Origin of the sequence: Bartonella sp. CM31XJBT, from assembly GCF_028618555.1 — a bacterium.
Lineage (GTDB): Bacteria > Pseudomonadota > Alphaproteobacteria > Rhizobiales > Rhizobiaceae > Bartonella.
Map to the genome: position 1 here is coordinate 52,775 of NZ_JAQITD010000003.1, position 13,743 is coordinate 66,517.

Annotated in this window: 11 protein-coding genes and 1 pseudogene; 3 read left to right on the forward strand and 9 right to left on the reverse strand. The window is 40.7% G+C overall.

Going from position 1 to position 13,743, the window contains the following annotated elements:
- Positions 1-458 precede the first annotated feature (458 nt).
- Complete coding sequence (gene gap, locus PVV63_RS02495) at positions 459-1,466, reverse strand: type I glyceraldehyde-3-phosphate dehydrogenase (protein ID WP_273790487.1); 1,008 nt, start codon at positions 1,464-1,466, stop codon at positions 459-461.
- 203 nt (positions 1,467-1,669) lie between these two features.
- Complete coding sequence (tkt, locus tag PVV63_RS02500) at positions 1,670-3,676, reverse strand: transketolase (protein ID WP_273790488.1); 2,007 nt, start codon at positions 3,674-3,676, stop codon at positions 1,670-1,672.
- Between the two features lie 334 nt (positions 3,677-4,010).
- On the opposite strand from tkt, the gene PVV63_RS02505 reads away from it, so the two are divergent.
- A complete protein-coding gene (locus PVV63_RS02505) occupies positions 4,011-4,286 on the forward strand; it encodes a DUF4164 domain-containing protein (protein ID WP_005774573.1) in 276 nt (91 codons plus the stop codon).
- Between the two features lie 12 nt (positions 4,287-4,298).
- Positions 4,299-4,682, forward strand: a complete 384-nt coding sequence (locus tag PVV63_RS02510) for a cell division protein ZapA (RefSeq protein WP_273790489.1) — start codon at positions 4,299-4,301, stop codon at positions 4,680-4,682.
- 1,474 nt (positions 4,683-6,156) lie between these two features.
- Here the strand turns inward: PVV63_RS02510 and PVV63_RS02515 are convergent.
- From PVV63_RS02515 to PVV63_RS02525, 3 genes and pseudogenes are all read right to left on the reverse strand, one after another.
- A pseudogene (locus PVV63_RS02515) lies at positions 6,157-6,444 on the reverse strand (pyruvate kinase alpha/beta domain-containing protein); the annotation flags it as partial.
- Between the two features lie 56 nt (positions 6,445-6,500).
- Positions 6,501-7,937 (reverse strand): pyruvate kinase, encoded by a 1,437-nt coding sequence (gene pyk / locus PVV63_RS02520; RefSeq protein WP_273790490.1) that lies wholly within the window; start codon positions 7,935-7,937, stop codon positions 6,501-6,503.
- On the reverse strand, positions 7,934-8,422 hold the full coding sequence (locus tag PVV63_RS02525) for a DUF1036 domain-containing protein (RefSeq protein ID WP_273790491.1): 489 nt from the start codon (positions 8,420-8,422) through the stop codon (positions 7,934-7,936). Before PVV63_RS02525 ends, pyk begins: the two co-directional genes overlap by 4 nt.
- 262 nt (positions 8,423-8,684) lie before the next feature.
- Between PVV63_RS02525 and PVV63_RS02530 the strand changes: the two genes are divergently transcribed.
- The gene (locus PVV63_RS02530; protein WP_005774567.1) at positions 8,685-8,945 is read left to right on the forward strand and encodes a DUF2312 domain-containing protein; all 261 of its coding nucleotides are present in this window, start codon (positions 8,685-8,687) and stop codon (positions 8,943-8,945) included.
- Positions 8,946-9,483: 538 nt separating this feature from the next.
- On the opposite strand, the gene rimJ is transcribed toward PVV63_RS02530, so the two are convergent.
- The 4 genes from rimJ to PVV63_RS02555 form a co-directional block, all read right to left on the reverse strand.
- Positions 9,484-10,047, reverse strand: a complete 564-nt coding sequence (rimJ, locus tag PVV63_RS02535) for a ribosomal protein S5-alanine N-acetyltransferase (RefSeq protein WP_273790492.1) — start codon at positions 10,045-10,047, stop codon at positions 9,484-9,486.
- Positions 10,048-10,619: 572 nt separating this feature from the next.
- Positions 10,620-12,482 carry an ABC-F family ATP-binding cassette domain-containing protein gene (locus PVV63_RS02545; protein ID WP_273790552.1) on the reverse strand — a complete coding sequence of 621 codons (1,863 nt, stop codon included), beginning with the start codon at positions 12,480-12,482 and terminating at the stop codon, positions 10,620-10,622.
- Positions 12,482-12,868, reverse strand: coding sequence for a hypothetical protein (locus PVV63_RS02550; protein ID WP_273790493.1), 387 nt, complete (start codon positions 12,866-12,868; stop codon positions 12,482-12,484). Before PVV63_RS02550 ends, PVV63_RS02545 begins: the two co-directional genes overlap by 1 nt.
- A 100-nt stretch (positions 12,869-12,968) precedes the next feature.
- Positions 12,969-13,604, reverse strand: coding sequence for a thiamine diphosphokinase (locus PVV63_RS02555; protein ID WP_273790494.1), 636 nt, complete (start codon positions 13,602-13,604; stop codon positions 12,969-12,971).
- Positions 13,605-13,743 lie beyond the last annotated feature (139 nt).

The following is a 13,743-nucleotide window of genomic DNA, read 5'->3' on the forward strand; positions in this document are numbered from 1 at the left end:
CCACTCATCTCCCTCTTTTCTTTTACAAGAGATCCACGACAGCCTATCTCTCCACCCTCTGCTTAAAAAGCCAAAGCTTCATCGTCAAATGTACAAAAGCCCACCATTGCTCTTAACCTTCATATCCCATTGTAGCAAACAAATTGTGGCAAACAAATGCATTGGCTCAACTTGATCTCTATTAAAGCTTTCTTTTACTTCTAGGCAAAAGAATTTACATCTCCTAATTTTCTGACGTTTTCTCAAAGGGTGTCTCGTTCAGATCTTACTTTTTCAAAGTTTACTCTTTTATTCAGCTTTTAAACGCACGTATTGACTCAGTATTAAAACAAAACACATCATCAATTTTTCAATAGTTTCTTCTCTCTAGCGCATGAGAACAACAGCCTCTATCTGTTTTTCTCAAAATTGCACAAAAATGAGACTTTTCCCTATAATAAGAGGACCCTAAGGTCCTCTTATATTGTCTTAGCAAAAGCCACAGCCGTATCACTCATACGGTTAGAAAAGCCCCATTCATTATCATACCAAACCAAAACGCGACAGAGCTTACCATCAATCACTTTTGTTTGATCATTGTGGAAAATAGCTGAATGAGGATTATGATTAAAATCACAACTCACGAGTTTTTCTTCTGTAGTATCCAAAACGCCCTTCAAAGGACCTTGTGCAGCAGCAGCAATAGCTGTATTAATTTCTTCAATTGTTGTGGAACGCTTCGCAGTAAATGTCAAATCAACCACAGAAACATTAGGGGTCGGAACACGAATTGATACACCATCAAGCAATCCCTTTAATTCTGGTAAGACCAACCCCACAGCTTTTGCCGCTCCTGTTGAGGTAGGAATCATAGAAAGAGCTGCCGCACGTGCACGATAAAGGTCACGATGCATTGTATCCAACACAGGTTGATCACCTGTATAAGAATGGATTGTTGTCATAAAACCCTTTTCAATGCCCACCGTGTTGTGCAAAACTTGTGCTACAGGCGCCAAACAATTGGTTGTACAAGAAGCATTTGAAACAACGCGATGCTCGCTGCTCAAAGATTGATGATTAACCCCATAGACGACCGTAAGATCTGCTCCTTCAGAAGGCGCAGAAACAAGAACACGCTTTGCCCCAGCATCCAAATGAGCACTTGCTTTATCACGCGCAGTAAAAATGCCCGTACATTCCAAAGCAATATCGATATCCAAATCTTTCCAAGGCAATAGAGCAGGATCGCGCTCTGCGCATACCTTTATTAAACCACCCCCCACATCAATAGCATCCTCTACCACCTTAACGGTCCCAGGGAAGCGCCCATGAACTGAATCATAGCGCAACAAATGGGCATTTGTTTCCACTGATCCCAAATCATTAATTGCGACCACTTTAATATCTTGTCGTCCACTTTCCACAAGTGCACGTAAAATATTGCGACCAATACGACCAAACCCATTAATTGCAACACGAACTGTCATTTCACATGTTTCCTCATCAATTTTTAAAAGCACAACATTTAAAACACAATAAATGGGTATTTCACCAATCCAAAATCATTAATTCCCACAATGTCAATATCTTGATCACTCACTCACTTATCCACAATAATGCACAAGATCATCCACAATACTGCACAAAATATGATGCCCTACAATCACCCCATTCATGACAACACAAGCTGTCACTTTGTCTTTTCCTCTTTGATCTTTTCCAGCTCTTTTTCAACGGTGGCAACAACATTTTCCCAAGTAATACCAAAATGCGCATAAAGGGCATCAATTGTTCCACTTGCCCCAAAGCCCTCCATACCAATAAACACACCATCACAGCCAATAAAACGATCCCATCCTTGGGCGACAGCAGCTTCAATGGCAATTTTAATCGGTGCCTCCCCAATGAGAGCACGCTGATAAGAGAGAGACTGTTGAGAAAAGAGTTCAAAACAAGGCACAGAAACCACACGCGTTGGGATGCCTTTTTCTTCTAAGACTTCATGAGCTTTTACTGCAATTTGCAACTCTGAACCAGAAGCAAACAGAGTCACTTGAGCATCATCGCTAGCTGTTAGGAATTCATAAGCACCGAGCATACAGAGATTTTCTTCTTCATACTCTTGACGCAAAAGCGGTAAATTTTGTCGACTCAAAGCCAAGGTAGAAGGCGTCCCGCGTACTTTCAAAGCCAATTGCCAACACTCGACTGTCTCCATAGCATCGGCAGGACGAAACACAAAATGATTAGGCATTGCACGCAGGCAAGCCAAATGCTCCACGGGTTGATGGGTCGGACCATCCTCACCAAGACCAATAGAATCATGAGTCATGACATAAATCACCCGCAACCCCATGAGAGAAGACAAACGCATAGCAGGACGCATATAGTCAGAAAAGCATAAAAAGGTTCCCCCATAAGGAATAAAGCCGCCATAAAGGGCAAGACCATTCATCACAGCTCCCATTGCATGTTCGCGAATTCCATAATGCAGATAGCGCCCTGAAAAATCTTCAGCAGAGATACTTTTCATCTGGCTACTTTTTGTATTATTAGATCCGGTTAGATCAGCCGAACCACCAATAGTCTCACTAACGACCTCATTGATCACTTCAAGAGCCATTTCCGAAGCTTTACGCGTAGCAACAACGGGGCGCTCTTCAACCAATTTCTGTTTATAAGTATCAATAGCGCCATCAAATCCGCCCACGAGATCGCCCCGCATCAATCTTTCAAACTCCACACGCTCTGAGATAGGAAGATCAGCAAATTTTTCTTCCCACTTTTGCCGCCTTTTAGCAGCATTAAGCCCTGCCAAGCGCCAATTATCGAGAATATCGGCTGGAATAACGAAAGGCTCAGCATCCCACCCTAAAGCGATACGGGTTTCAGCGATTTCTCGTGCGCCCAAAGGGGCTCCATGAACTTTATTGGTACCCGCTTTATTGGGTGCTCCAAAACCAATTGTTGTTTTACAAGCGATCAAAGTTGGTTTATCGGAATTTTGTGCCGCCTCAATAGCCCGCGCAATTGCTGCTTGATCATGCCCATTGACTTTATGTGTCTCCCAACCAGAAGCCTTAAAACGCGCAATCTGATCTGTACTGTCAGCAAGGGAAATCTCTCCATCGATAGAAATATTATTATCGTCCCACAACACAATAAGCTTATTGAGTTTCAAATGACCGGCAAGGGAAAGTGCTTCTTGAGATATCCCTTCCATAAGGCATCCATCGCCCACCAACGCATAGGTGTAATGGTTGATAAGATCACCAAAACGGGCATTTTGCAAACGCTCTCCAAGAGCCATCCCCACGGCATTCGCCAACCCTTGTCCGAGAGGACCAGTCGTTGTTTCGATTCCCGCCACATGCCCATATTCTGGATGCCCAGCAAGCTTTGCTCCTAATTGGCGAAAATTTTTGAGATCTTCAATGCCAATATCTTCATAACCAGAAAGATACAAGAGAGCATAAAGCAACATAGACCCATGTCCTGCTGATAACACAAAACGATCACGGTTAGGCCAGCGAGGTTTTTTGGGGTCATGAGCAAGGAATCTTGTATAAAGAACCGTAGCAATATCGGCGGCTCCCATTGGCAAGCCTGGATGACCAGAATTTGCTTTTTCAATCGCATCAATAGCAAGAAAACGGATAGCATTGGCCATCTGATTCTGTTGGTGGGTGTTTGTCATGAATAATCGACCATTTCGTTAAATACGTTATTCTGTTGCTTTTTCCGTATTCTCTTAAAATTCTCAAGAAATACTATTTTCTAACCATTAGCGTGAGACTTTTTGCCACCACTTCAATAACATTAATAACATTCCCCTCACGCGTCCTGTATATCCATGTCATTTATGCCAATACGCGCAAAAAATCCAGCTTTTAATTTATATCTATCCCCTGCTTTGCTTGCTAAAATATCTTACATACTTAAAAATAAAATGCACACAACACAAGAGTGAAAGTGATTCGTTTTTGCATAACACATTGATAAAGGATACAATTACCCAAAGGATAAAAGCAATGAACCAAGAGACTACAGTTCTACAAGATGCTTTAGAGCACCTAGAAAAGGCACTTAGAACTTTAGAGATCACCATAATAAACCGTAATGCCGTTATTGATAAAAATAACGAATGGGAAGAAGAAATCCAACGAATGAATGCTGACCGCAGCCATCTTGCCCAAGCGCTTGACAAAGCTGAAGCCCAAATTGAACGCTTAGAGTCCGTAAACAAAGAAGTTTCCAAACGTCTTATTAAAGCAATGGAAACAATTCGTGTTGTCATTGATAGATAAAGGTTTGAATGTATGGAAACTGTTTCCGTTACCATTGATGGTAAAATTTATCGCATGGCTTGTGACAAAGGACAAGAACGTCGTCTTATTGCGCTTGCTGCTCAATTAGATCAATATATCACACATTTAAAGAACAATTTTGGTGAAATTGGCGACCATCGTTTATCGGTTATGGCTGGCATAATGATTATCGATGAAATGGAAGAAATAAAACGAGAAAATAAAAAATTACAAGAAGACTACAATGCTCTTTTACGACTCCACAACGAAAGAGACCGCACCATGGGGAAAATTATGCGTGACACCACACAACGCATTGAAAATCTCACCAACCAATTGCTCAAAGATGATCAAAACCACACAAACATTCAAGAACAAGAACAGGAAGATTTCTAAAAAGTACATCAGCGCATAATAAACCAGAGACTTGACTTGTCCGCCACATCTCACAGGATAAAAATTCTTAAACCCACACCAGTCTGTAAACAGTCTGGTTTCTTATAGGAAGGATTCCAGCTACTCACAACTTATGGGATTAACTTAAACCTCAACAAGAAAGCCCTACCCTGAATATTTCACCTCCGCACAAACGCTTCCTATATCAAGGAGACTGCCTTATATCACCACACTTCAAATGAGATGTCTTTTCACAGCGCAATAAGATAACAAAACCAACATCATGTAAAAAAAATCATATAAATGACAACAGCAACAAACAAATAAAGCACCCTTCGAAAAAAAGAACTATATTCATGTTCCCTATGAATGCATGTCCAAAATCCTTGCCCCTAGATAATATCAAGCAGATTCAATATATTAAAAAAATAACCTTATCTATTATACCGTAAAACACCGCTATTTGATAATATAAGCACCATAGAGTCTTTGCACCTAGAATGTCCATCCGATGAAACCCACCGAAAAGAACCGTATCATTTATAAACCAGCGTGAATTAAGTATTTTCATCCTTTAGAGCAAGAAAAAAGTCAAAACCGAAGAGTATGTTAATCTCATACAACCTCAAACATCATAAACAACAATAATAGCTCTTGAAAACATCCTCTACCGCTATTTTTATCCTTATAACAAATAATCCATATTCCTCTCCCCACCCCCCAAAATCTCCAAGCTTAATAAAAGAGCAAGTCGGCACCATCATTATAACCAGCCCTCAATATTGCGACAGCCCCCTTGGCTCTTAAAACGGTTCATAAGAAGTATGCCTTTCTTGTACAATTTTTACCCACATGTCCCACCCGCTTGTGACGTACAAGCAAAGAGTTATAATTAACAAAACATAAATAAATTGAAGAGAATTTTACGGAATTCGGGGTTCTAATTCAAGTTTAATAACGATAAATTATCATTATAAATCAATATGTTGCAAATGATCAGACAAAGCATATTTTAAAAACACATTCACCCATCACTTTTTCTCATAACATACCAGTACGATTTTTTAGGCACATAATTTTAATTTTATTCAATTCTGTCTGCAAAAGTTTAAAATGAGAACAATTTCAAGACTCTCATTCAAAAAGAAAAAGAATAAATTCTCATTATCAATGAACATCTCGCTCGTATAAACTCAATAAAGCAATCCCCAATATGCCTTAATGAAATAAAAGGGGGGCTCCCATTAAATGCCCTACCGTAAAAGCAGCTTCCTCAGAACTAAAACAAAATCAACAGACAACATCACCGCATCTGCTCCCATCCCCAAACTGGACAACCTAACGCAATACCTTTCTATCTTACGATAAGAGATAAAAGAATAATGGGTTCTATGGAGGCATTCACAAGAGGCGCGCACCCGTTGTTTTTAAAGCCTGTTCAAAGGCGCATGAAAAAACACCATGCGTAAACGGCTCAAATCCCTTTCGTTCCATCTTGAGAGACAGAAGCAATACGTAAGAGATTTGTCGCACCGGGCGTTCCAAGGGGAACCCCAGCTGTCACAAGGAAGCGATCTCCTCCTTTGCAAAAGCCTTCCTGAAATGCAATAGCTGCTGCACGATCAACCATATCCTCTAAACTCCGTGCATCTTGCGTGACCACACAATGAAGCCCCCAAACTAAAGCCAAACGCCGTGCTGTTTCCACAATGGGCGATAAAGCAATAATCGGTCTATTAGGGCGTTCACGAGAGGCGCGCACCCGTTGTTTTTAAAGCCTGTTCAAAGGCGCATGAAAAAACACCATGCGTAAACGGCTCAAATCCCTTTCGTTCCATCTTGAGAGACAGAAGCAATACGCAAGAGATTTGTCGCACCGGGCGTTCCAAGGGGAACCCCAGCTGTCACAAGGAAGCGATCTCCTCCTTTGCAAAAGCCTTCCTGAAATGCAATAGCTGCTGCACGATCAACCATATCCTCTAAACTCCGTGCATCTTGCGTAACCACACAATGAAGCCCCCAAACTAAAGCCAAACGCCGTGCTGTTTCCACAATGGGCGATAAAGCAATAATCGGTCTATTAGGGCGTTCACGAGAGGCGCGCACCCCCGTTGTTCCTGAAGCCGTATAGGCAACGATAGCGGATAGAGCAAGTGTTTCAGCAATCTGACGTGCAGCAAGAGAAATCGCATCCGTTCCTGTTGATTCTGGTGCTGGATGTTGTGCTCCAACCTGAGCGGCATAAGTGTGATCCTGTTCGATTTGCCGCGCGATTCGGTCCATCATAAGCACAGCTTCTTCAGGATAGCGACCAGAAGCAGATTCAGCAGACAACATCACCGCATCTGTTCCTGCATAAACTGCTGTAGCAACATCCGACACTTCTGCGCGTGTGGGAACAGGAGATGTAATCATTGATTCGAGCATTTGTGTTGCCACCACAACAGGCTTTCCTGCTAAACGACAAGCTTTTATGAGCTCCATCTGAAGTGCAGGGACCTTTTCCAAGGGCATTTCCACTCCAAGATCACCCCGTGCAATCATAATACCATCGGATACCTCAATAATTTTCTCTATATGCTCCAAGGCTTGAGGCTTTTCGATTTTAGCCATCAAAGACACCTTGCTTTTCGTCAACTGACGCACCGCTATAATATCTTCTGGACGTTGAATAAAAGAAAGAGCAACCCAATCAACAGGCTGCTGTAAAAGAGCCTGAAGATCCTCCTTATCTTTTGACGTCATCGAATCAAAAGGCAAAATTGTATCGGGAAAACTGACACCCTTTCGATCAGAAATACGGGTTCCAGAAACCACGCGACACTGTACAGAATGACCATCACAAACTTGCGCACGCAGTTCCACCCTTCCATCATCAATCAACAACCGATCCCCTGGTTTAACAGCCGAAAATACATCCTCATGAGGGAAAAAAACACGCTGTGCATCACCAAGAACATCGCGATTATCTAATGTAAAGCTTTGCCCAACACGCAAATCTTCTTGCCCCTTAGCAAAACGCCCCACACGCAGTTTTGGCCCCTGAAGATCCACTAAAATACCAATGGGGCGTCGAACTGTTTTTTCAACTTCTCGTATAGACTTGACCAAATCACCCAGCATATCACGATCAGTATGGCTCATATTAAGACGAAAAACGTCTGCCCCTGCCCTAAAAAGCTTCTCAATCATCAAACGAGAAAAAGAAGAAGGACCAAGAGTCGCAATAATTTTTACTTTACGTGCACGTTTCACGGTGGAGAATTTCCTGAAAGAGAAGGTATAACTGAATTGTTTAACAAAGACTCATCCGTCAACTGTACCATCCAACTGGTTTGATTTCCGGTATCGATCTCTTTAAATTCAGCCTTTTGATATCCTCGAGGGAAACAATCATGAACCCCTTGAATGGTAAATTGGCTATCTTGTACACACATGGTCACAGAGCCTGCCCAGTTCCCTTTTTTTTGTGCTCCTTCCGCATAAAAATAATAAAACCGTGAAGCAAGAGGCCCCTCAATTAAAGTTTTACATTCCGTCACTGGTACCGTCCACCAGCCTTCGCTCACCCACCCTGAAAATGTACGATATCCAAGAGCAACCCCTACAGACTGTTGGGTTGTATTACAAACTCTAAAGTCAGCTTTTGCAAAAACAACGAGGGGAAACAAGAGCAAAATACTCAAGAGAAAAACTTTTAATCCTTTCTGAAACACCCAATATCGTTTTTTTAAAATCACAAAACTTCCTCTATAATGTCAAATTCTCAAAACAAATTACACATTTCTTTTTTAAAAGCTTTTCAAATCTAAAACGTATATTTTCATATTTTTCTTTTTATAGCCCTTTTATCAATGCATATATCTTAAAAATTTTACAAAATATTTAAAGTCAATTTGTAAAAAAGCTGTGTAGCTTGATTTACTTTTTATTTTCAAGCTTTTTTAACATAAATTCGTCGTCGAAAAACAACTTTAAATATATAACTTGGAGAAAAATACAATGAACGATACAGTAACCGATCAAACACACGCTATATCCGTAAACCAATTACGCTCTTTTATCGAACGTATTGAACGACTAGAAGAAGAGAAAAAAACCATTTCTGATGATATTAAAGACGTTTATACTGAACTTAAAGGCTCTGGCTTTGATAGTAAAGCTGTTCGAAGCATTATACGGCTGCGTAAAAAAGAAGAGCATGAAAGAATGGAAGAAGAAGCAATCATTGAACTTTATAAAAATGCGCTTGGTATGAATTAAAGCCATTGATAACATTGGAAATTTTCTTAAGAAAAGAAAATACAAAAAACAAATGGCAAAAAATAAATGAATGTATAAAAATTTCACCCAACAATAAGCCGTTTGTGTAACTTGTAACGAGACTATCGGTCACAGAATACACAATATTGCAACAGCCCTCACATTTAAAAGGATTTATACAGAGAATTTTTATTCTTATTCTTCAATCATTGTTTATCCACATAAACCCTCACTTGTATGCCAACCCAGTTTGTGATGTGCAAGAGAGGTGTTTTTTATGATTAAACATCAATAAATTTGAAGTGAGAAAGTCTTCCGATATTGAGGACTCTCTTCAAATTGAAAAAAAATGAATTATGATGATAAATCAATTTATTATCTACGAAAAGAAACATATGAAAATGGTCAGCAGTTGAAATCCGCTAAACGAGATTCTAAACTATTTATAAAAGAAGAGGTGGTTAAAGATCTTAATCTTTGAGGATAGGGAGAAATTCAGCATATTTACACATTTGATAAAAAGACCCTTAACAAAACTTTATTGGAATCTATTAACGGACTCATAAAGATCATTGATTCGAGAGGTTAGAATGTGATCTCTCCATTTTCCAGAAATCATCAAATAGTCTTTGGCATAGCCCTCTTTTTCAAAATGAAGGCGTTTTAATAAACGTTCGCTTTTTATGTTCTCAGGTCTATAATTTGCCATCACTCTATGTAGATGATAAACATGAAAGATATGGCGTATTAGAGCCGATAAACTCTCAAACATGAGACCTTTGCCTTGTTGTTTTTCATCAAGAGAAAAACCAAGATGACAGGCTTGAAAAACACCCCGAACCACATTTGTAAAATTCACAACACCGATGACTGTGTTTTCATTTTTTAATCGTACAGCATATCGATATGCTTGTCCCTGTGCACTTTCACAAGCAAATGCATTGGCTCGTGTTTCCCAAGCTGTTAGGGTATGGTAATCGTCAGATCTAACAGGTTCAAAAGGATGCAGATGATTCGCATTACGGAGGTAATAAGAAGACAGTTCAGCTGCATCTTCTAAACCGATCAATGTAGAAATTGTTTGCTTTGTTTTAATTGCCATCATTTTCTCCTCCTAAACAATATTACAATAACACGTTGATTTATCTTAACAAATCATCATTTTTAAACTCAAATCATAATGTCGAATACAGTAAGCTTTCCTCATCACAACACTTCTTACGTTAGCATCAATGAGGATCATTTGCTTTTCCATCATAAGCGGAGGTGGTATGTTTAAAGCATAAGGTAAAGACAAGGGAATATTTCTTATGAATGCTCTCAAGTTCCAAGGGGCGCTGTAGCAACATTGGGGACTGGCAAAGTATGCAATGGAACTGGCATACTTCCATATACGAAATTTTGAAAAAACTCACGGCAAAGATAGTTTTGTTTCTTTGCCTTGTAAGCTCAGAGCATGCTTGTTTTGCGCTATCATATCACTGTCCCCCCGTATACAAATCCCAATGACCATCACCTTGAGGTGCTATATGTTACAGTGCGATCTAAAAAGTCTCTGCCATAACTCGTCAACAACACTGTTCGCGCAAAATCAGCCATAAGATCTTGTAACAAATCAAAGAAAAGCGATGATGCAATACGAATTAAAATGCTTAGATATTAATATCTAAAACATTACCGTGAACACGCTTCCATTTCTTCGCGTAAAATTTCAAGCTCTAACCATTCTTCTTCTTTTTGTGTGCAAGTATTTTTCTTTTTTTCCAACGTTGTTGATAAACGCTCAAAACGCTCTTTATCACTGCGATAGAGAGCTGGATCAGAGAGTTCTTGCTCAATTTTTTTGATTTCGTCCTGCAAAACAGCAATTTCTTCAGGCAATTTTTCCAATGCATAAACCTGCTTATAAGACAATTTACTTCGTGTTTTTTTCTCCCGCCCTATCAAGCCATGATCTGTTGATGTGTCCTGCTTTGAAAGCTCTCCCGCATGAGATTTTGAAGGTGCTTTACGCTGCGATAATTCTGTTTTTTTGCGTTGTAAACGAAGAGCATGCTGGTTTTGCGCCATCATATCACTGTAGCCGCCCGCATACAAAACCCAATGACCATCACCTTGAGGTGCCAACATATGCGTTACAGTACGATCTAAAAAGTCTCTGTCATGGCTGACCAACAATACAGTTCCCGCAAAATCAGCAATAAATTCTTGCAACAAATCCAAAGTTTCCATATCCAAATCATTGGTCGGTTCATCAAGAATCAAAAAATTTGCAGGACGAGAAAGAAGTCGTGCAAGCATGAGGCGTGCTCTTTCTCCCCCGGAAAATTCTTTAAGGGGAGTGCGTGCTTGTTCCGGTGAAAATAAAAAGTCTTTCATATAAGAAACCACATGCCGCTCCAGCCCATTGATCACAAGAGTATCACCTCTTCCTCCCGTTAAATAATGCGCTAAAGTTTCTTCTTCATTTAAAATACGTTGCTGATCAAGCAATGCCATAGAGAGGTTATAGCCATGCCTCACCGTTCCACTATCCACGGCTTCTTGCCCAATTAATGCAGAAAGGAGCGTTGTCTTTCCGATTCCATTGGGTCCCACCAACCCGATTCGATCACCCCGCTGAATGCGCAAAGAGAAATCTTTCACAATAATGCGATCACCATAGGATTTTGAAATTTTCTTTGCTTCAAGCACCAATTGCCCAGAATCATGACTTTTTGCTGCTGTCAAAAGTGCATTTCCCGGCTGCCCTTTATAGGTTTGATGACGCTGTCTTAAGTCTTTTAATTCGCCTAAGCGCCGTACATTACGCTTACGCCGTGCGCTCACGCCATAACGCAACCATTGCTCTTCACGAGCAATTTGGCGCCCCAATTTATGCTGTTCGATGGCTTCTTCTTCCAGTGCTTTATCACGCCAATTTTCAAACTCAGAAAAACGCTTTTCCAGTCTTTTGGTTGTGCCACGATCAAGCCATACCGTTGACCGCGTAACATTTTCTAAAAATCGCCGATCATGGGAAATCACCACAATCGCTGAACGCAAAGAAGCCAAAACAGCTTCCAGCCATTCAATGGTTGGTAAATCAAGATGATTGGTTGGTTCATCTAAGAACAAAATATCGGGTTTTGCAGCAATGGCCCGTAACAGTGAAACACGCCGCTTTTCGCCTCCCGAAAGCGTTTCCAATTTTTCCGCCCCAGAAAACCCTAAATTTGTGCGAAGCGTATTGATCCACTGGACATCAGATGTATCGTCCAGCCCCGCTTCCATATAAGCATTAATATCTTCAAATCCTGAACAATCCGGATTTTGTGAGACATAACGGAGCGTTACTCGCGGGTGGCGAAAAATTTCGCCACCATGAGGTTCTAATATTCCTGCGGCAATTTTTAATAGGGTCGATTTTCCACAACCATTACGGCCGACCAGCGCAATACGCGCCCCCTGCTCAACCGATAAACAAGCTTGATTGAGCAAAGGCGTTTTTCCAAAATTTAAGAAAATGCGGTCAAGCCGCAGAAGCGGCACCGCCATTAACGAACGCGGCGCGGACAAGGTGCTTTATACATCACCCCTCTTGCATCACGGTAAGCACATAATTGTCGTACAGGAACTCTCTGTCCACAAGGTGCTTGGTAAACATGCCCTCTACGACCACGATACGTGCACAATTGTGATACCTGTCTTTGTTGTTTTCTTTGATTTGCAGCTGCACCTGTTACTGTTCCAGCCAAAGCACCAAATGCTGCACCGGTCAGTGCTGCTCCAGGCGTACTTCCAGCAATAGCAGTTCCAGCCAAAGCACCGATTGCTGCTCCTCCTACGCCGTAACGTGCAACGCGTTCATCGTTTGTAGTACAAGCGACTGAACTGAAACCAATGGCTGAAACAACGGCCACTTTAAAAATTGATTTTAACATATCAAAACCTTTCCTTCTCAAGATCAATACATATATCGTTTATGTCGGCACTTCATCACTAGGCCCCCCCCTGCCTTATTCAAAATATATTGGAAGAGCTTTATGGAATAGGTACAGACACTAACAATATAGCTTTTCCAGAACCTAAATGGCAAGAAAAGGTTCCACAAATACGGTTAGAAAGTGTTAAAGAAGAGCCAAATGACACATTTTTGTCACAAATTGGCCATTTTACCCCTTTAAGAGTTAAACCTTTTAAATCAGAAAAACCGATAATACTAAACAAACATCCCTTAGGCAAATCATACGAACAAGGTTTTGACAAAACCGGCCAACCTTCTTCCAAACCGCTTGTCAACAACACTGAAATACCCCTTTCAGCCATCATCAACGCTTGCGTTATATGAGAAAGGCTGTGATCACTTCGCTCCCCTCCCAAAGCACCGCACAAAATAAGCTTTTTAGCGCCATTTTGCAGCGCTCTTTCACATGCCAGAGCACTATCTGTCATATCTTTATCAGAGGGAAAAACTTCACGCGGAACATGACTATATTGACGTATTAAATTCTCATCTGATGAATCAAAATCCCCTAACCACAACTCAGGCGTCGCATTAAGCGCTGCCGCATGACGCATACCACCATCAGCAGCAATTACCCGACTGTTTTGAATTTGATTAAGCAAACGATCAGTGATATGAACATCCCCATTTAATAATATCGTAAATGTTGTCATGCCATACTTTGCCTTTCACAAAATTTTCTTTACAGTGCATCTTTTTATAAGTGAGAGTCATTTTTTATAAACAAAAAGCATGATATAGCCAAACGAATCCTTATCTCTAATGCCTTTCTTAAAGAAACATACGATACAA

Bases quoted from the DNA above. Each gene is read 5' to 3' on its own strand.
- gap (WP_273790487.1), bottom strand. From the start codon at position 1,466: ATGACAGTTCGTGTTGCAATTAATGGGTTTGGTCGTATTGGTCGCAAT.
- tkt (WP_273790488.1), bottom strand. From the start codon at position 3,676: ATGACAAACACCCACCAACAGAATCAGATGGCCAATGCTATCCGTTTT.
- PVV63_RS02505 (WP_005774573.1), top strand. From the start codon at position 4,011: ATGAACCAAGAGACTACAGTTCTACAAGATGCTTTAGAGCACCTAGAA.
- PVV63_RS02510 (WP_273790489.1), top strand. From the start codon at position 4,299: ATGGAAACTGTTTCCGTTACCATTGATGGTAAAATTTATCGCATGGCT.
- PVV63_RS02530 (WP_005774567.1), top strand. From the start codon at position 8,685: ATGAACGATACAGTAACCGATCAAACACACGCTATATCCGTAAACCAA.
- rimJ (WP_273790492.1), bottom strand. From the start codon at position 10,047: ATGGCAATTAAAACAAAGCAAACAATTTCTACATTGATCGGTTTAGAA.
- PVV63_RS02545 (WP_273790552.1), bottom strand. From the start codon at position 12,482: ATGGCGGTGCCGCTTCTGCGGCTTGACCGCATTTTCTTAAATTTTGGA.
- PVV63_RS02550 (WP_273790493.1), bottom strand. From the start codon at position 12,868: ATGTTAAAATCAATTTTTAAAGTGGCCGTTGTTTCAGCCATTGGTTTC.
- PVV63_RS02555 (WP_273790494.1), bottom strand. From the start codon at position 13,604: ATGACAACATTTACGATATTATTAAATGGGGATGTTCATATCACTGAT.